The organism is Micromonospora sp. NPDC049139 (genome assembly GCF_055586845.1).
The window spans coordinates 59,709-79,026 of sequence record NZ_JBVJHK010000013.1 but is presented as its reverse complement, the minus strand read 5'-3'; the positions used below and the strand labels follow the sequence as shown (position 1 = coordinate 79,026).

Sequence of the window (19,318 nt, the reverse complement as noted above, 5' to 3'; positions counted from 1 at the left end):
ATGCAGGGAGATTTCACCCGCTGGACCTTCGTGCCACGGCGCGCCTACCGCTCCGTGCTGTTGCAGCAGGGGCGCGTCCTGCTCGACGCCGACTGGAACGAGCAGGCAGAGATCACCGCCTACCACGACGAGATCCGCACCCGCGACGTCGTCGGTCCCAGCGCCGGCCCGGCCGACGGGGCCGGGTTCGCCGTGGTCGACCGGGCCGGCGCCGATCCCAAGGCAACCCCGTGGACGGACCTGCGGATCACCCCCGGCCGGTACTACGTCGACGGCGTACTGGTCGAGTCACCGGTTCCACCGCCGTCAGCCCGTGCCGCCGCCGAGGGCTGGCCGCTCGACGACCAGCCGTACGCCCGGGGTCCGGCCGGCGCGCAACCGGAACCGACGGGCAACGGGCGGTACGCCGCCCTGCTCGACACGTGGACCCACCACGTCACCGCCGACGAGGAACCGTCGCTGCGTGAACCGGCGCTGGGCGGCCCGGACACCACCACCCGCGCCCAGACCGCCTGGCGGGTGCGGCTGGCCGACATCGGGATCGGCGAGGGCTGCGACGACGTCCGCCGGCAGGGACGGTTCACCGAGGCGCGGGGCACGATGTCGGCGGCGCTGCGGAACAGCCAGTCCGACCAGGACCCGGATCCGCACGTTCCCGACGGCACGTACCGCCGGTTGGACAACCAGCTCTACCGGGTGCAGATCCACGACGGGTCGCCGGCCCGGCCGACGTTCCTGTGGTCCCGGGAGAACGGCAGCGTCGCCGCCGGGCTCACCGCGCTCACCTGGCTCGGTGACGGCACGTCGGCGGAACTCGTCGTCGACCGGGAGGGCCGCGACGAGGAGCTGTCGATCCGCCGGGAGGACACCGTCGAGGTCACCAGCGCCGAGCGGGAACTCGCCGGCCACCCGGGATTCCTGGCCACCGTGACGACGTCGCAGGGGTTGCGCCTCCAGGTCCGGTTCACCGCCGCCGGACCCGAGTCGTTCCCCGCGCTCGGCCGGGCGCCCCTGGTCCGCCGGTGGGAGGGGCCGGCGCGCCCGGTCGACACCGGACCGCTGGACCTGGAGGGCGGCATCGTCGTGCGTTTCCCCGGCGGCGGCGTCTACCGTACGGGTGACCACTGGCTGATCCCCGCGCGGACCGCGCGCCACGTGTACGGGACGACCCCCCTCGCCGGCACCATCACCTGGCCAACCGGAGCCGACGGGTCACCGCAGGCGTGCCCGCCGGCCGGCCCGACCCGCCACGTCGTGGCGCTGGCCATCCTCACCAGGGCCGCCGACGGGTGGACCCTCGACGCCGACTGCCGTCGGCTGTTCCCGCCCACCTCCAGCCTGGTCGCGCGGGACGTGGTCACCCTCGACCTGGCGGGTGGGGACGGTCAGGAGGCGCGACCGGGTGAGCGGCTTCCCGCACCGGTACGGGTGATGGTGCGCAACAGCGGGCAGCCGGTGCAGGGCGCCCGGGTGCGCTTCGAGGCGGCCGGCGGGCTCCTCGCCACCCCCGACGGCACGGCGGTGTCGGGGCCGGTGCCCACCGACCGGGACGGGATCGCCGCGGTCACCTGGAAGCTCGACCGGCAGGGCGCGACGACGCAGACCCTCACGGCGACCCTCGACCCGGACATCGCCACCGCGGCCCCGCCCGCCGTCGTGGCGACGGGGCGCCTCAGCGTGGCGTCCGAGGTCGGGTGGGCACCAGGTGGAAGCTGCGGCACGCTCGACGGTATCGCCACCGTGAAGGACGCGCTGGACCGTCTGTCCCAGCGGAAGGAGCTACGCCTGCTCGGCGGCGACGGCCAACACCTCCGCTCCGACGACAAGGTCCTCCCCCAACCCGTCCGCGTCATCGTCGACAGCCCCTGCGGACCCGTCGCCAACCAACAGGTCACCGCCACCGCCACCGGCGGCGCCCTCGTCGCCCGCAAAACCGGCGACACCCCACCCGCCACCCTCCCCGGCGCCACCGACACCGCCACCACCACCGACAAGGGCGCAGCCGAATTCTGGTGGCAACCCGACCCCGCCAAGGCCACCGACACCCTGAGCCTGGCCATGCCCGGCGACACCCGCGCCCCGGTCACCGTCACCGCGCAACGCCTGCCCACCCCGCCGCCCGCTGCGACCGACGCGGGATCGATCACCTGGACGTCGCCGGCGCAGTGCCCGCCCCTCGACGGCGTCACCACCGTCAAGGAGGCACTGAACCGCCTGTCCCAGCGGAAGGAGCTACGCCTGCTCGGCGGCGACGGCCAACACCTCCGCTCCGACGACAAGGTCCTCCCCCAACCCGTCCGCGTCATCGTCGACAGCCCCTGCGGACCCGTCGCCAACCAACAGGTCACCGCCACCGCCACCGGCGGCGCCCTCGTCGCCCGCAAAACCGGCGACACCCCACCCGCCACCCTCCCCGGCGCCACCGACACCGCCACCACCACCGACAAGGGCGCAGCCGAATTCTGGTGGCAACCCGACCCCGCCAAGGCCACCGACACCCTGAGCCTGGCCATGCCCGGCGACACCCGCGCTCCGGTCACCGTCACCGCGCAGAAGACCCTGCCCGGTATCGCCATCACCAGCGTGTCGTTCATCGGGACATCCGAGAAACTTCAGAACGGGCAGGACGTGCCGGCCGCCAAGTTCGCCAAAGGCATCCACATCGCACTCGACGCCGACATCGACACGGCCACCGTCACTGGGAACCCCGTCGTCCACATCTACTTCGACCTGCCGTTCCCCGTCACGGGCGAGCAGCATCCGTGGATCACCGTGACCAACCTGCGGTTCTGGCGGCCCCTCGAAATCACCACGGCGGCGACCATCACCACCGCCGGCGCCAGGGTGATCCAGTGGTCCCCCGACACCCAGCTGCGCACATGGCTGACGAATGAGCTGCCCAGCAAGCTGAGCTCGGCCTCCGGTCCCCCCAAGCTCCCCGGAAGGCTGGTCGTCGAGGGCTGGGCGATCACCAGCGGGGGCAACCCGGTTCGACACGTCAACAACGGCCAGCAGCACTCCCAGTGGTTCATGGTGACGAAGTGACCCGTCGAGTCGTGTCCGCAGTGGCCTGGCGAGACGTGTGAGCAGACGACGACTGCCCGGCAGCAGAGATCAGGAGTTTGTTCGATGAGATGGTTTGCCAAGACGGTGGCGGTACACGAAACGGGGTTCCCGGTGCGTGCCGTGGCGTGCAGCCCGGACGGGCGTTGGTTCGTCGCGGCGCACGAGGGTGGGTTCACGGACATCGTCGACGCCGGGACGGGACGGACACTCACACGTCTCGACCGCGCGGGAACAGCGATCGCCGCGGTGAACGACGTGGCGGTGAGCGGTGACGGCAGATTCGTCGCCGTTGCCGGCCGCGGTGCGGCAGAGGTGTTCGATGCGGCGTCGGGTGACCGGCGCGGCCAGGTCAGGCACGAGAAGGCGGTGAATGCCGTCGTCGTCAGCCGCGACGGCCGGTGGATGGCCACCGCCAGCGAAGACGAGACCGCCCGGGTCTTCGAGGTGGCGACGGGTGCCGAGCGCTTCCGGGTCACGCACAACGGCCCGGTCGCCGACGTCGCCCTCAGTCTCGACGATCGGTGGATCGCCACCGCGGGCGACGACGGCACGGTGCGGGTGCACGACGCGTCGACCGGAGCCGAGCGGCACCGCCTGACGCTTGACGACGCGGTGAACATGGTCCTCTGGAGCGAGGACGGCAGGTGGCTGGCGACCGGCAGTGATGACGCGACAGCCAGGGTCTTCGACATGGCGGACGGCCGCGAGGTCAGCCGCGCCACCCACGCAAGCCCCGTCAACGCCGTCGCCTTCAGCCCTGACGGACAGTGGGTGGCCACCGCCGGCGAGGACGGCATCACCCAGGTGTTCCAGACGGCCACCGGCGCCGGTCTGTTCGGATACACCCACGGCGGACCGGCCTTCGCCGTGGCTTGGAGCAGAGACGGCAAGTGGGTGGCCACGGGCGCCGACCGGGCGGTGATGTTCGACCCCGCGACCGGGACCGAACGCTGCGAACTCGAGCAGCACAAGCCGGTACGGGAGGTGGTGTTCAGCCGGGTCGGATCACGGGTCGTCGCCGCCGGTGACGGTGGACAGGTGTGCGTCTACAGCATGGAAACCGTGCGGGAGGTCTGCCACATCGACCTGCATCAGGTCGGCACCGAAACGGAACTGCTCAACCTCAGCCCGGACGGGCAGTGGGTGGCGACCGGTTCGTGGAGCGACGCAGCGGTCTACGAGACGTTCACCGGCAACCGGTGCCGGTTGCCCCGCGGGACGTTCTCCCCCAACGGGCGGTGGCTCACCGACGGCACGGTTGTCGTCAAGGTCGATGACGGGTCCGAACGCTGCCGATTCACCAATCTCGGCGACGGCGTCGTGACCTACGCCTGGAGCCCGAGCAGCCAGTGGGTCGCGTTGATGACGTACATACGGACGCCGGGCGGCTACGAATACGCGTCCATCAGCGTCCGCAGCGCCAAGGACGGGCAGGTGCGCTGGAGCAGCGCCGCCCCCTGGTACCGCCGTCTCGACTGGAGTGCCGATGACCGTTGGCTGGCGCACGGCCTGTCGATCCACGACGGCCGCACGGGCGACATCCGGTCCAGCGCCGAGGTGTTCAGCACCCGGGCGTCCGCGCTGAGCCCGGACGGCGAGCGGATGCTGGTGGGCACCGACAACGGTGGGTACCTGTTCGACGCCGCCACCGGGGACCGGGTCACCACGCTGATCGAGGGCAACCCCGTCTCCCACGCCGCGTGGAGCCACGACTCGCGTTTGATCGCGATCGGAGGAATCGTGTTCGACGCCGCCACCGGCAGCGAGCGGTACCGGGTGGAGGCGTCCGGCCCCGGGGTGTTCAGCCCCGACGGCAGGTGGCTGGCAGTGGTGCACAGGGAGGTGCAGGTTGTCGAGGCCGCGACGGGTGCCCCCCGTCTCCGGCTCGGCACGGCACCCGCGCTGGCGATGTCGTGGAGTGTGGACGGCCGTCATCTCGCGGCCCGGTACACCGCCAACAACCAGACGGGTTCCGGTGAGGCCACCCGGGTCTTCGATCTCGACGCCGTCCAGTTCGGCTGACCGGGGATAGCCCCGGGCCCGACACCGACCCGTCGGGAGATCCGTCATCCGTCGACGGCGGACCGGCCCGACTTGGCCAGCTCCCATCTGGTGGCCAGGCGTACGTGCGCGGGCGTGATCGCGCTCTGCTCGCCCGCCGCGAGGTAGGCGGCGGACAGGGCGACGGCCGCGATGCCGCCGCCGGTCAGGTCCGCGCGCGCCAGGTCCGCCGGATCGAGGTCGGCCACCGGGGTCGCCGTGGGAAACGCGGCGCGCCACAACGCCTCCCGCATGCCGGCGTCCGGGTACGGGAAGGTCACCACGGTCCTGAGCCGCCGGACGAACGCGTGGTCGATCGCGGAACGGGCGTTGCTGGTCAGGACGGCCAGTCCCCGGAAGGACTCCAACCGGTGCAGCAGGTAGCCGACCTCCAGGTTGGCGTACCGGTCGTGGCTGTCGCGTACCTCGGTGCGCTTGCCGAAGAGCGTGTCGGCCTCGTCGAAGAGTAGTACCGCCGCGCTGTCCTCCGCGGCGGCGAAGAGCCGCCGCAGGTTCTTCTCAGTCTCGCCGATGTACTTGCTGACCACCTGGCTGAGGTCCACGGTGACCAGGTCGAGCCCGAGGTCGCCCGCGACCACCTCGGCCGCCAGGCTCTTTCCCGTCCCGCTCGGGCCGACAAAGAGCGCGGTCGTGCCCAGATCCCGGGCCGTCCGCCGCGCGAAGCCCCAGTCGTCGAAGACCAGGGTGCGGAACCTGACCGACGCGGTCAGCGCCCGCAACTGCGCGAGTTGGGTCGGCGGTAGCACCAGGTCGTCCCAGGTGGCCCGCGGCTGGCGGAGCTGGGTCAGCACGCCGAAGGACGGTCGTACCCGGGCCCGGCACGCCTGCCACAGCGGGGTCCCCCGGGCGGCGTCGGACGCCGCGACGTCGACGTCGGCCAGGGAGAGGTCGAAGACGCCGGCCGCCTCGGCCGCCGCCTCGGCGGGCGCGCCGACCCGACGCAGCGCGGCGGCGAACACGCGACGGCGGTCGGCGACGTCCAGCCGGGTGAGGGTCACCCGGACGAGGTCGTGGTCGGGCAACATCGTCTCCTCACCGGCGAGCAGCACGACCGGCGCGCCCAGTCCCGGCAGCACGCGGGCGACGTCCTCCCCCGCCGGGAGGCCGGCGTCGGTGAGGTCGACGGCCCAGGCGCAGCCGGTCAACACCGTTTCGCGCGCCATCAGCCGCAGGGTCCGCCACCGCTCGGTCGCCTCCGCCGGCAGGTCTACGGCGGGCACCAGCAGCAGCCGCGACCCGGCACGCGTGGCCGCCGCCGCGGCCACTACCCGTAGGTTCGCCGGTTGCGGGCCGCACAACAGCACCGACCGGCGTCGGCCCCAGGCGTCCACGAGGCGCTCGACGACTGCCTGCCACGGGCCCGGTAGCTCCGGACGGGCCTCGACGGTGCGGGCCACCCGGGCGAGGTCGGCGTCGAGGTCACCGGCGCCGGCCAGGTGGTGCAGGATCCGTTCGTCGACCACCAGCGGGCTGCGGGTCGGCGACGAGGGGTCGGCGAGCCGCAGCAGCCCCCACGCCCGCAACGGCGCGGAGGGCACCAGGGCGCTCCAGTGCGGCTGGGGCAGCCGGGACAGCGCCGCGCCGAAGGTCAACGCCGGCCGGCCGCAGGCCGTGGTGAGTTCGTCGGCGACCGCCGAGACCAACTCCGGGCCGGCGGCCAGCAGCAGGACCGCGCGCTCGAACGGCGTCAGGCCGAACCCGACCGCCACCTGGTCCAGCGTGCCGGGTCCGCCCAGCCGCCGGCCCGCCTCGGCCAGCCTCTCCTCGGCCTGCCGGTGGTCGGCCGGGGTGGCGTCGGGACGTACCGCCAGTCGCAGCACGTCGAGTTCGGCGAGCAGGTGGTCGCGGTTGGCGTCCGCCCACCCGCCGTCGGGCGCGCTCACGGGACCGGCAGGGTGATCGAGGGCGCGCGGTAGACGCCGTCGACGCGTTCCGGCAGGCTCTCCACGTCGTCCACCCGGACGCGCACCAGCCACTGTCCGTCCGGGACGTCCCGCCGGGGCACGTCCAGCCTGGCGGCGGGCGCCGCGTCCGCGGCCACCGGCGGCAGCGCGACGCTCACCGCGTCCGGGGCGGGTGCGGGGGCGCCCGCCACGCGCGACAACAACACGGTCGCGCGCTGCCCGGCGACCAGCGGCGGATCGACCGCGAGAGTGATCCGCTCGGCGCCGACCGTGACGTTCCGTACGACCGGCACCACCGTGACCGGTCCGGCGTTGGAGGACGCGACGACCCGGGACGGCTCGCCCGACGCGTCGGGCCGGCTCAGGTGCAGCACCCGCACGGCGTGCCGTCCGGCGGGCACGGTCCGGTCCAGCACCACCCGCAGCGTCGAGGGCGTGGCGTCGTCCGCCGGGGCGAGCCGGGCCGGGCCGATCCGGACCCGGGTGGTCGGGCCCAACAGGCGTACGCCGTACAGGACGATGCCGCTGCCGGTGGTCACCGCGCTCCCCGGCACCTCGGGGGCGACGGTGACCAGACGCGGTGAGCCCCCGGCGGACAGGGACACGGTGCGCCGGTCCACCGGCAGCGCGGTGCGCGGCGTCGCCACCGCCTCCAGCAGGACGACGGTCGCCTGGTAGGCCACGGACAGCTGGTAGGGCGTCTGGGGGAAGACCGACCACAGCCGGGCCATCTCCTCCACGGAGAGCGGCGCGGGCGACACCTTCACCGGCTCGATCTGGTCAGCGAGGTCGGTGTCCACGAGGAAGGCGGTCTCGTCGGCGCCGTGGTAGGCGTCGACCGCCGCCCTGATGACCTCCCGGGTCAGGACCGGGGTCAGGGAGAGCGCCGTAACGGCCGTGCCGAGCAGCCGCTGTCCGTCCAGGGACGGGTCCTCCCCGTGGCAGGTGACGAGGTAGTGCAGGTTCACCGCGGACACCGGGCGGCGGTGCAGTGACCCGTCGGGACGCCGGGTGGGCAGGTTCGCGACGGCGCCGGCGGGGTTCGGCGTCACCTGGTACAGGAAGAGGTTGATGCCCTTGGGTTGGACGAGCGCCGAGCTGCCGAGGCGGTCCGGACGCAGGGTGGTGACCCTGGCCCCGCCGACCGGCCCGGGATGCGGGCGTTGCAGCGCGCGATCGAGGACGTACCGCAGGGTCGAGGTGACGGCGGCGATCGCCAGGCCGTTGCTCATCGGGACGGGTCCTCCCGTCGGCGGGCGAGATACCTGTCGAGGTCGGCTCGGGGGGTGGCGGGCGGCGTGGGCGGGACGGCCGGCGCGGACCGGATCACCTCCACCCGGTCGATGTGCACATGGACGTCGCGGCGGGCCGCCCGCCCGTCGCCGTACGCCTGGCGGTGGCTCTCCGCGCCGTCCGGGGCGCCCCCGGCCGCGGTGGCGCCGGCCCCCGCGTCGGGGGGCAGCGCGGGGGCGACGGGAGTGACCCGGCGGTGGTCCGTTACGACCTGCACCCGGCCCGGCGGGGGCGGCGACGTCCCGGGCTGGTGGGCGGCCCGGACGTCGACGCGTTCGCCGGCGGCGACGACGCCCCGCTCGCGCAGTGCCGGCACGACGTGGTCGCGGACGAGGTCGAGCAGGTCCGGGACGGTGTCGTCCCGCACCGCGCCCGCGGCCGGGGCGCCGTTGGCCGCCGGTGGGTCGCGGCGCGCCGGCGGCCCACCCGGACCGGCCGGCGCGGCGCCAGCCCCACCGCCGAGGTCGGCCGGTCCATGCCAGGTGCGCCGGGCCGGCCGGGCGACGGCACCGGCCGCCGGTGTGTCACCGGGCACCGGGGCGAGACCGGCCGGTGCGGCCGGCGCGGCGGGGACGGCCCGACCGGTGCCGGCGGGCGGCGTGACCGCCGGGCGCGCGACCACCAGGTCCGCCGCGTCCCCCGGCTCCCGCCAGGGCGGACCGCCGGGGGAGCCGACGGCGGAGAGCGGCGGCTCGGGCTCCGCGGCGGGCGGGGTGCCGACCGCGCGGGCGGGGCCGGCCTGCGGCCGGTGGTCGTCGCCCTCGTCGGAAAGGCCGGCGGCGGCACCGGTCGTGTTCTCGGCAGGGGTCGGGTCTCCCGGGGAGCCGTCCGGCCCGTCCGCCGCGACCCGCGGTGCCGGTGACCGGGGTACCGGGCGTCGGGGGCCGGGCCGGGCGGGTGGCAGCGCCACTGCCGCCGCCTCGCCCACCACCGCCGGGGCCGGCGCGGCGGGCGGCGGCGACCCGGCCCGGTCGGCGGCCTGCCCCGCCGCCGGGCCGGCCGGAGCCGGCACCTCGTCGGCCGTTCTGCGCGGGTCGACCGCCGGGTCCGGGGGCCCGGGGCCCGGCCGGTCGACCGGGGGTGGCGGTGGCTCCACCCGCGGAACGCGCTCCCCGGCCGGCGCGGGCCGGGCGGGGCCGCCCGGTCCGGGGCCGGCCGTCGAGGTCTCCGCCACGGCCGGCGACAGCCAGTCGATCCCCGTGGCGGTGTCAGAGCATTCGAACCGGGACCGGCGGCGCAGCGTCACCCGTGGTTCGTGGCCCCGGGCCCGGGCGGCCATCCGGTCGAAGAACCCGCTCATCGCGCCGCGCGCTCCAGGTAGGCGCCGCGCCGGGCCGGGGAAAGGGCCAGCACGGTGGCCTCGTCCCAGCCGAAGGCGCGGGCGAGGGTGGCCACCTCGTCCAGGAGCGCGGGCGCGGCGGCGTCGACCTGGTCCCACAGCAGCGCGTCCGGATCGAGGGCGACCCGGACGTCGTCCCCGCACGACGGGCACGTCATGCGCAGCGCGAGCGCCGCGAAGCCGGCCAGCCGGTCGGCGGCGGCGTCGACGGCCTCCCGCTGTGCGGGCGACAGGTCGGCCGGCACGGCGGAGGTGCCGTCGGCGCGACGGACGCACCGGGAGAACAGCAGGGCGCGACCGTCGACGCCGGTGGCGGCGGCGAGCAGGTCGCGGATGGTCAGGGGGTGCACGGTGAGGTCGTCGACCCGGTCGGGGTGGACGGCGCCGACGAGTGCCTCGGGATCCGTCTCGGCCGGATCCGGGAGGTGGAGCTCGGCCTCCAGCCGCGCCCCACAGGACGTGCAGGGGAACACGACATCCACGTCCCGGCCGAACGCCGCCGTGTGGGCGGCCAGCGCGAGGGCGGCGCACCGCCCGATGCTGAGATCCAGCGCGGCGTCCAGGTCCGGGGCGAGCCCGGCCCGGTGGACGAGTACGGCGGCACGCGCGGCGGCCGGGACGGCGGCGGCCTCCTCCCACACGGTCAGCAGGACTGTGGGCTCGGCGAGGACCCTCACCACACCTCCCTCGCCCGACAGGGTTGGCAGCCCGCGGGGCCTGTCACGACACGGCGAGGGTCGGCTCGACGGGTTCACTGACGGCCTGGTCACGTTCCCAGCCCTCGTTCTCCAGCCGGATCGTCTGGATGGCCACCGCGTTGGCGTTGGCGTCCAGGTCGGGCAGGGCCTGGAACTCCGAGACCCAGCAGCGGTACACCTTGTAGGCGATCGCCAACTGTCCTGCCTCGTTGTAGACCTCGATGATCATGTCGCGTCGGAAGTCCTTGAGGGACGTCTCGGAGCCCGGCCCGGAGCCCCAGTTCCAGACCTTGTTCGCCCACTGCTCGAAGTCGGTGTCGTGCGTGACCCCCCGCTCGAGCACGATCGCCTCGTACTCGGTGCGGCCGGGCGACTTACGGCTGCTGCTGGGGTCGCCCCCGTGTCGGTGGCGCACGACCTCCGTCGTGCGTTTGAGGGCGCCCACCTTGCTCACCCCGGCCACATACCGCCCCTCCCAGCGCACCCGGAACTTGAAGTTCTTGTACGGGTCGAAGCGGGTGGGGTTGACCGTGAACTCGGCCATCCTTCTCCTCCTAGGCCGCCGCGTCCGACGTCTTCTGCTGAAGACCGATGATCACGAACTCCGCCGGCTTCACCGGCGCGAACCCGACCAGGATGTTGACCATCCCGCGGTCGATGTCGTACTGCGTGGTGGTTTCCGCGTCGCACTTGACGAAGTACGCGTCCCGCGGGCTGCCGCCCTGGAACGCGCCCTGCCGGAACAGGTCCTGCATGAAGGCGCCGACGGACATCCGGATCTGTCCCCACAGCGGCGCGTCGTTCGGCTCGAACACGACCCACTGCGTGCCCCGGTACAGGCTGGCTTTCAGGAACAGCGCCAGCCGTCGCACCGGCAGGTAGCGGTACTCGTCGGCCAGGGCGTCCGCGCCGCGCATCGTCCGCGCCCCCCACACCACGGTGCCGACGTCCCGGAAGGTCCGCAGGCAATTGATTCCGAGCGGGTTGAGCCGACCGTTCTCCCCGTCGGTCAGCGGCACGGCCAGCCCGCTCGCCGCCAGGCCGGCGTCGATGCCCGCCGGCGCCTTCCACACACCCCGGGTAGCGTCGGTGCGGGCCATCACCCCGGCGACCGCACCGCACGCGGCGAACTCCGCGACCGTGCCGCCCCTGGCCGGGTCGGGCTGCCGCAGCCGCGGGAAGTACAGCGCGGCGTTGCGGTTCTGCACGCCCTGCGGGAGCGCGGTGGACGCCCAGTCGGCCACCGTGTCGACGGTCCTGTCGGCGGGCGGGTCCACCAGCAGCACCGCGTCCCGTTCGACGCAGAACGCGAGCGCGTCGGCCCAGACCCGGACGGGCAGCGACCCGGCCGGCGTCGGAGGTGGCAGACACAGCAGGTTGAACAGGTCCGCCGCCCGCAACGCGTAGATGCCCGACCCGGCGTCGTCCGGGCCGGGGAGATAGTCGTCCGCCGTCAGGGTCCCGCTGTCCGTTCCCTGGTTGGCCGCCTCCACCTCGTAGGTGCCGGGTGCCGGTCGATCCGCCGGCAGCTGCGTGCCCGCCCGCATCAAACGGGACCCCTCCAGGACCAGGCCGACCTGACGCGGGCCGTCGGTCGTCGTCACGTTGAGAAAGCGCTCCACGGCCCGTTCGGTGCCCGCCCGTACCTCTCGGATCGTCAGGTGGAACAGGCCGCCGGGCTCGACCCCCTGGCCGGCGGCCACGTCCTGGGCGTCGGCCGGGTCCGGATGCGTGATCTCGACCGTCAGGTCGTTGCCCCACACGCCGGGCCCGTACGCCGCCAGCAACAGGGTGTCGGCCCGGACGATCGCCGGTCGGGCGCCGCCGGCGAGACGCACCACCAGGGCGTTGCCGCCGCCGTTGCGGAAGAAGTCGCGAACCGCGTACCCCAGGCCGCGGTGGCGCCGGATGCCACCGAACGTCCGCTCGAACTCGGACCAGCTCTGCACCAGCACCGGCTCGTCGACCGGCCCCCGGTCGGCGCTGCCGACGAAAGCGGTGATCGCCGTCGCGACCCCGGTGATGGTACGGCTGCCGCCAGGCAGCTCGACCAGGTGCACCCCGGGGTACGGCATGGCCGGCAACAGCATGGCCCGCTCCTTCGTCTCGACGAACGCCGTCGCCCGACACGCTGCCCGAACACCGTCACCACGTCGTCAACGGCTCGTCAGGAAACCTGGCCGGGGCCGGCGCCCGTCTCGGTGACCACGCGGTGACGCCCGGGTGATGGGGACACGCCACGGTGGTCGTACGAGGTCGGATCGAGTCGAGGGGTTCCCGGATGGTCAAGGTGGCGGTGTCGACATCGGTGCAGGTCCGTGGCGGGCCCGCGGTGTCCGTCGCGACGACGGTGGATCCGGCGTCGTACGCCTTCGCCACGGTGGACCTGGAGCCCGGCGACAGCCAGGAGGTCGCACTGCTGCCGGCGGGCGGGACACCCCTGCTGCTGGCCGTCCGGGCCATTGACGGAGCCGGCAAGAGCGCCGTCGTCGAGGTCACGCCCAAGAGCGGCGAAGCCACCGGGGACAAGCTCACCGTCTCCGGTCACCTGCTGGTCGCCAACGCCACCGCCCTCGACGCCCTGGTTGACGGGGGACCCCGCACGCTCGCGCTGGCCAACCGGGGAGAGCGGAGCGTGCTGGTCGAGATGCTGGCCTGCCTCGACCAGCCGTCGACCTGAGCCTCGGGCACACCCGACACCGTCCACCGATGACATCCGGCGCCCGCTCCACGTACGACGACGCGGTCCTCGCCGACGACCCCGTCGTCTACGTCGGCGTCGACGGCGTTTCGGGCACCGACCTCGCCGGCCGGGGCCACGCGCTCCGCTACGTCGGCGCGCCCGCCACCGGCGCCCTGCCCAACGGCGACACCGTGGCCGTGTTCGACGGCGTGGCGCAGTACGCCGAGATCGCCGACGCCGACGACCTCTCCGTGCCCGGTCTCGGCGGCATCCTGGTCCTCGAGGCCTGGGTGCGGCCGGACGCGCTCGAGCAGCCCGGGGCGCAGCCCTCCCCCGACGGCCCGTACGTCCACTTCATCGGCAAGGGCACCACCGGCAGCCACGAGTACGCCGCCCGGATGTACTCACGGTCCGCGGCGGCACGCCCCAACCGCGTCTCGGGATACGTCTTCAACTCCGCTGGCGGGCTGGGCGCCGGTTCGTACTGGCAGGGCGGGATGCGGTCCGGCGGCGGGACGGTCCCGCCGCTGCGGGCCGGCGAATGGTTCCACTACGTCCTGAAGATCGACACCGTCGACGTGTGCCGGGACGGGTGGGGCACCGTCCGCCTCTACCGCAACGGGGTACCGATGGACAGCGACACCCTCGGGCCCCCGTACCACGTCATCCCCAGCGGCGGCCCCGCCCCGCTGCGGATCGCGACCAGGGACCACCGGTCGTACTTCCGGGGCGCGATCGGGAAGCTGGCCGTCTACGCCGCGCTGCCGGACACCCGGATCATGGCGCACCACCGCGCCATGGTCTCCCGGATATCGGCGTCCGCCACCGTGCCGACCGGGACCGGGGCGGCCGACCGCACCGGGGATGCCTGACGGATGCGCACGCACGACGGCCCCGACCGCACCGAGGCACCGACGGTGCGGCGCCGTCCCGTCCCGCCGGCCGTGACACCCGACCCGTGCCTGGAGTCGGAGGCCGACCGGTTCGCCGACCGGCGGTCCACCGAGGCCGCCGGCCCGGTCCGTCCGATGCGGCACCTCGACGGATCGGCGGTCCCGCTCGGTTCCACCGGCGCCGCGCTGGACGCCGCGACACGGGCGACGATGGAACCGCGGCTGGGCTGGGACCTGGGCCAGATCCGGGTGCACGCCGGGCGGGAGGCCGCCGCGTCGGCGGCGGCGCTGGGCGCCGCGGCGTACACCACCGGCCGGCACGTCGTCCTCGGCGACGGGGTGCCGCCCGGGTCGGACGCCGGGCGGCGTCTTCTCGCGCACGAGTTGGCGCACGTGGCGCAGCAGGCCCGGGGCGACGGCCAGGGCCGGCTCCAGCTCAAGCCCGAGACGCCGCAACCGGCCGGCCGGCGCACCGCGCGTCCGTTCCGGCTCCGGGTGACCCGGGTCATGTCGCCGCCGGAACTTCTCTGCGAGTTCGTTCGGCAGTACTACGGCACCAGCAACGAACAGGAGGTTGACCGACGCCTTCCGCTGTGGCACTTCGACACCGCGGGCGGGCGGGCGGCGACGGCCGCAGACGTCCGCCGTGGCTTCATCGTGCTGTCCGTGGTCGACGTGACGCAGGCGGCGATGGAACAGCTCTCCGAGGCCGAGCGGGCCGAGGTCGACACGGAGACGGACGTGCGGTTCTGGCGGGAGAACGAGATCGCGCCCGGCACGAAGCTCGGCACCGGCCCCGGCGACGCCGTCCTGCGCCGGCGGTGGCTGGGGGTGCGGGCCGACGTCGTACGGGAACGCGAGCAGCGCCGCCAGATCGCCGAACTGCCCGAGGACGTCCGGCAGATCGTCCTCTCCGGCGACCGGCCGCTGGCCCCGGAGGACTACGCCACGGCCCTCACGCTGGCGCACAAGCTGAGCGGGCTGACGAAGGCCCAGCGGGCGGACTACCGGAGCACCGCCGCCGCGGCGACCACCTGGGCGGAACTCGACGCCTCGATCGAGCGGTACCTGCTGGACCAGCAGGTCCGCGAGGCCGAGACGGCGCGGACCGAGGCCGCCGAGGCCACCCTCTTCGGGTGCGAGGACCTGTACCGGCTCCGGGAACGCCGCAACGACCTGCGCAAGAAGGTCATCCAGGCGTCGGCCGGCGCCGCGCACCAGAGCGGGCCGATCGCCGAACTGGACAGGCTCAACGCGGAGTTCGACGCCGCCCTGGCCCGGCACGGCTTCGCCGACGAGGCGGAGTTCGCCGCCGCCGTGGACACCTACCGGGTGCGGTTCCGGGCCGAGGCGGTCGCCATCGCGCTGGACGTGCTGGCCCGGTACGACCAACAACTCCACGAGGAACGCCGGAGGCTGCGGACCACCGGCTACGTCCGGACGATGGTCGCCGGCATCGCCAGGACGACGGCGCGCACCGACTACCGTGCCGCGGCCGCCAAGGAGTCGCTGGCCCGGACGACCCGGGCCGGTGCGGAGTCCGCCGCCGAACGGAACCGGGCCCGGACGGAGGCGCAGCGGTACGAGACAGAGGCCCAGACGCTGCGGTCGTCGGCCGGCGCCGCGGTGGTCACCGGCTCCGGCGGGGACCCCCTCGTCGACCCCGAGAAGCTGGGCCGCGGCACCGACCGGGAGAAGCTCGCGGGACTCGACGCCCCCGCCGCGCAGCAGTACCTGCTCGACGTCGTCGAGGAACGGCTGGCCGACACGGCGAAGGCCCGCGGAGAGTTCAGCGCCGACCCCGAGCGGATCTTCAGCCTGCCCGATCTCGTCGAGGCCACGAAGAAGAGCCAGGGGATCGGCGACGGCACGATCTACGCCTGGATCGTCCGGGACACCGTCGCGGCGGCGCAGTCGGCGCACCTGTTCTCCACGGTCGTCCTGGGCGTCATCGCCCTCGTGCTCGCCGCCCTCGTGCCCGGCGGCGGGTGGGTCGCCGCGGCAGCGCTGATCGGGGGCACCACGCTCAGCGCGTACCAGGCCCTGGAGGCGGTCCGGGAGTACCAGCGGCAGGCCGTCGAGTACCGGCTGTCGTTCATCCAGGAGGAACCGTCGCTGGTCTGGGTCGGCATCGCGGTCGCCTCCGCGGCCTTCGAGTTGGGCGTGACGACGGCCACGCTTCTCAGGATGTCGGCGAAGGGCCTCTCGTCGCTCGAAGCGCCGCTGCGCGAGTTCGCCGCCGCGGCCGACACGGAGTCGGCCGCCGCCCGGCTCAGGACGCTCACCGCGAAGATCGAGGCGGCCGAGGGGTTGAACCGGGAACTCAAGGACGCGCTCAAGGCGCGCTCGGCGGCGGAGCTCGGCTTCCGGAAGGCGGTCGGCGAGGCTGCCGGCCGGCTGATGGGCTCCGGCGGCGCCGTCGACCCGTGGCCCCTGGTCAAGGTCATGTACCACGCCGCCCGCAGAGGCGTACAGACGGTCGCCGACCTGCGCAGGGACGCCCGGATGCTCGAACTCATGGGCGACGTGACGAAGATGACCCGCGCCGGCCGCGCCGAGATCACCACGGCGTTCCGCCGGGTGCGGCGGATCATCAGCACCGGTGAGCGGCGCCGGATGGACGAGGCGACGATCATGCGGTACGTCGACCGGTTCGCCGCCGAGCGGCCCGACGAGGAGGCGTTCGCGGCGCTGCTGAAGGACATGAGGGCGTGGCGACCGCCCACCCAGGAGCAGGTCCTGGCCGAGACCAAGCTCACGGCCGTCAGCGAGCAGCTCGCCGCGCTGCGGCGGACGAGAGCAGAGCTGGAGGCCGAACGTGCTGCCCTGCGCCAGGAGCCGGCGGGCAGCCGGGACACGGCGCGGATCCGCGAGATCGACCAGGAGCTCGCGGAGTACGACGGCCTCGACCTGCGGACCAGCCGGCCGACCGGCGAGGGCCTGATCCGGCGGGCCGAGGAGGCGCTCGGCAAGGCCGAGCGCCTGGCCGAACAGGCGCGGCTGGACCCGACCATCCGTATGCGGCAGGTCTTCGGCGCGTCGAAGGAACGCGCCGACATCCTGGCGAAGGTGGAGACCGACCAGGTCGGCCCCCTGCGGACGCCGCCCCAAGGGCTCGAGGTGGACCACGTCGTCTCGCTGAACCGGATGTCACAGATGGCGGGCTTCGACAAGCTCAGGGCCACCGAACGCGCCGCCCTGGCCGTGCGCAGGGACAACCTCGTCGTCATGGACGCGTCCGCGAACAGCTCCAAGGGTGAGCGCAGCTGGGCGGCGTGGCGGCAGTCGTCGACCTTCTACGGCCCCGACGTCGTCGCCACCTGGACGGCCCGGGACGCGACGTTGACCAGGACCATCCAGGACTGGATTCAGGCGACCGTCCGCGGACGCTGAGGAGCCCGCCGGCCTGCCAACCGGGATTCGGTGGACACCGGCATCGACGGCAGCTCGTTCGGCGGCGCGCCGGGCCCGGGCCGTTTGCCGCGCCGGCACCCGGGTAGACGGCGCTACCCGTCGGAGAGGGAGGCCGGAAGGTGGACAACAGCGAGTTCATCGACTCGGTGGCGAAACGCCTGCGCACGTCGCCCGAGCAGGCCACCGCCATCACGCGCGCCACGCTCACGACCCTGGCGGAGCGGATCGACGGGGGCGAGGCACGGGACCTCTCCGCCCGGCTTCCCGACGAGTTGCGGGCCTACGCGTTCGCGCCCAGGGACAAGGCACAGCGCTTCGGGGTCGACGCGTTCGTCCAGCAGGTCAGCGGACGGGCCGAGGTCGACGGGACGACCGCGAAGGCCGGCATGCGGGCGGTGTTCGACACCCTCCGCGAGGCCATCCCGCCGGGCGACTACGACGACGTCATCACCCACCTCCCCGCCGAGTTCTGGGAACTCACCGACTCGGCGGCGCGGTACGACGGCGGGCGCGGCCGTTAGCGGCGCACCGGGTCGACCACGAACTCGGCGAACTGGGCCACCGGGCCCGTCAACCGGTCAGCTTGGCCGTCAGCTCGCGGACCACGTCGACCAGCAGGTCGATGTCGCCCTCGGTGGTGCGCCAGTTGACGATCGCCGGCCGCAGCGCCACCCGCCCGTCGTAGACGGTGGTGCCGGCGTAGACCCGGCCGTCCGCCAGCAGCGCGGCGCCCAGCCGCCGGTTGAGGTCGTCGAGAGCCTCCCCGGGCATACCGGGCGGGTTGGCGCGGAAGCAGACGATGTTCAGCGGCACGTCGGCGAGCCGCTCAAGCTCCGGCGCCTCGTCGACCAGCCCGGCCAGTCGCTGCGCCAGGTCGAGGTGCCGCTCGACCATCGCCCGGTGCCCGTCCCGGCCGTACGCGGCCAGGGTCGCCCAGATCGGCAGCGACCGGGCCCGGCGCGACGACTCCGGCCCGAGCAGCGCGTAGTCCGGCCCACCGGACGCTGACGGCAGAGCGCTGCCCTCCCCCGGCAGGTACGCCGCGCCGGGCATGCCGAACGCCGCCGGCAACCGCGCCGGGTCCTTCAGGAACGCGAATCCGCTCTCGTAGGGCACGTTGAGCCACTTGTGGCCGTCGCCGGCGATCGAGTCCGCCCGCTCGATCCCCTCCACCAGGTGACGGGTGCGCGGAGACAGGGCGGCGAAGTTGCCGAACGCGCCGTCGACGTGCAGCCACGCGCCGTGCCGCTCGGCGACGTCGGCCAGCTCCACCACCGGGTCGAAGTCACCGGCGTTCACCTCACCCGCGCTGGCGATCAGCACCGCCGGGGCGTCGATCTCGGCGAGCCGGCGCTCCAGCGCGGCGAGGTCGATCCGGCCCACGCCGTCGCGGGCGAGGACCTCGACCGAGTCCCGCCCGTGCCCGAGCAGTTGCAGGGCCTTGCGGTCGCTGGCGTGCACGTACCCGCCGGAGAGCACCGGCATCCGCGGCAGCCCGGCCAGCCCCCGCGCCGCCACGTCCACCCCGTGCCGTTCGGCCCACCAGTGGGTGGCGGCGGCGAGCCCGGTGACGTTGGCGAAGGTGGCGCTGGCGACCAGCGCACCGCCGAACCGCTCCGGCAGGCCGAACAGCTCCCGCAGCCAGGTCAGCGCGATCGTCTCCGTCTCGGCGGCGAACGGGGACGAGGCGCGGAACGCGACGTTCTGGTCCAGCAGTGCGACAGTCCAGTCGCCGGCCAGCGCCGCTGGGGTCACCCCCGCCGATGATCGAACTGCGTAACACGCAGACCCCACGGTGATAACCGTGGAGATAACACGTCGATTTTGGACAGACATCGATAGTGCCGAGCTGTATGTTGGCTGGGCGTTCGTGGTGATCAAGGGGCGCATTTCGCGGTTACTGCAAAGGAGTTTGGGTTGTGCTCGCGGCTGCCGATGTTCCGCATCAACTCGTACTTTTGGCGGTT

Annotated in this window: 13 protein-coding genes; 6 read left to right on the top strand and 7 right to left on the bottom strand. The window is 73.9% G+C overall.

Annotated features, from left to right (window positions below):
• Window positions 1–3,045: a DUF6519 domain-containing protein gene (locus tag ACZ6Q9_RS21480; protein ID WP_396830013.1), complete on the top strand. Its 3,045-nt coding sequence runs from the start codon at window positions 1–3 to the stop codon at window positions 3,043–3,045.
• 84 nt (window positions 3,046–3,129) lie between these two features.
• Complete coding sequence (locus ACZ6Q9_RS21475; protein ID WP_393458505.1) at window positions 3,130–5,088, top strand: WD40 repeat domain-containing protein; 1,959 nt, start codon at window positions 3,130–3,132, stop codon at window positions 5,086–5,088.
• Window positions 5,089–5,132: 44 nt separating this feature from the next.
• Here the strand turns inward: ACZ6Q9_RS21475 and ACZ6Q9_RS21470 are convergent, their stop codons facing one another.
• The 6 genes from ACZ6Q9_RS21470 to ACZ6Q9_RS21445 are packed head-to-tail and all read right to left on the bottom strand — an operon-like array spanning window position 5,133 to window position 12,451.
• The gene (locus ACZ6Q9_RS21470; protein WP_396830011.1) at window positions 5,133–7,010 is read right to left on the bottom strand and encodes an ATP-binding protein; all 1,878 of its coding nucleotides are present in this window, start codon (window positions 7,008–7,010) and stop codon (window positions 5,133–5,135) included.
• Window positions 7,007–8,263 (bottom strand): Pvc16 family protein, encoded by a 1,257-nt coding sequence (locus tag ACZ6Q9_RS21465; protein ID WP_393458510.1) that lies wholly within the window; start codon window positions 8,261–8,263, stop codon window positions 7,007–7,009. Before ACZ6Q9_RS21465 ends, ACZ6Q9_RS21470 begins: the two co-directional genes overlap by 4 nt.
• On the bottom strand, window positions 8,260–9,624 hold the full coding sequence (locus ACZ6Q9_RS21460; RefSeq protein WP_396830010.1) for a hypothetical protein: 1,365 nt from the start codon (window positions 9,622–9,624) through the stop codon (window positions 8,260–8,262). Before ACZ6Q9_RS21460 ends, ACZ6Q9_RS21465 begins: the two co-directional genes overlap by 4 nt.
• Entirely contained in the window at window positions 9,621–10,340 is a 720-nt protein-coding gene (locus ACZ6Q9_RS21455) for a hypothetical protein (protein WP_396830009.1), read from the bottom strand. Before ACZ6Q9_RS21455 ends, ACZ6Q9_RS21460 begins: the two co-directional genes overlap by 4 nt.
• A 43-nt stretch (window positions 10,341–10,383) precedes the next feature.
• Window positions 10,384–10,905, bottom strand: coding sequence for a phage tail protein (locus ACZ6Q9_RS21450; RefSeq protein ID WP_350711759.1), 522 nt, complete (start codon window positions 10,903–10,905; stop codon window positions 10,384–10,386).
• Between the two features lie 10 nt (window positions 10,906–10,915).
• Window positions 10,916–12,451, bottom strand: coding sequence for a phage tail sheath family protein (locus ACZ6Q9_RS21445; RefSeq protein WP_393458519.1), 1,536 nt, complete (start codon window positions 12,449–12,451; stop codon window positions 10,916–10,918).
• Window positions 12,452–12,642: 191 nt separating this feature from the next.
• Between ACZ6Q9_RS21445 and ACZ6Q9_RS21440 the strand changes: the two genes are divergently transcribed.
• The 4 genes from ACZ6Q9_RS21440 to ACZ6Q9_RS21425 all read left to right on the top strand — a co-directional run bounded on the left by ACZ6Q9_RS21440 (window position 12,643) and on the right by ACZ6Q9_RS21425 (window position 17,872).
• A complete protein-coding gene (locus tag ACZ6Q9_RS21440; RefSeq protein ID WP_393458522.1) occupies window positions 12,643–13,041 on the top strand; it encodes a hypothetical protein in 399 nt (132 codons plus the stop codon).
• A gap of 29 nt (window positions 13,042–13,070) precedes the next feature.
• Window positions 13,071–13,916, top strand: coding sequence for a LamG-like jellyroll fold domain-containing protein (locus tag ACZ6Q9_RS21435; RefSeq protein WP_393458525.1), 846 nt, complete (start codon window positions 13,071–13,073; stop codon window positions 13,914–13,916).
• Between the two features lie 3 nt (window positions 13,917–13,919).
• Window positions 13,920–17,330, top strand: coding sequence for an eCIS core domain-containing protein (locus ACZ6Q9_RS21430; RefSeq protein WP_396830007.1), 3,411 nt, complete (start codon window positions 13,920–13,922; stop codon window positions 17,328–17,330).
• A 140-nt stretch (window positions 17,331–17,470) separates the two neighbouring features.
• Entirely contained in the window at window positions 17,471–17,872 is a 402-nt protein-coding gene (locus tag ACZ6Q9_RS21425; protein ID WP_393267124.1) for a DUF2267 domain-containing protein, read from the top strand.
• Window positions 17,873–17,921: 49 nt separating this feature from the next.
• On the opposite strand, the gene ACZ6Q9_RS21420 is transcribed toward ACZ6Q9_RS21425, so the two are convergent.
• Window positions 17,922–19,241: a pyridoxal phosphate-dependent decarboxylase family protein gene (locus tag ACZ6Q9_RS21420; RefSeq protein ID WP_393458531.1), complete on the bottom strand. Its 1,320-nt coding sequence runs from the start codon at window positions 19,239–19,241 to the stop codon at window positions 17,922–17,924.
• Window positions 19,242–19,318 lie beyond the last annotated feature (77 nt).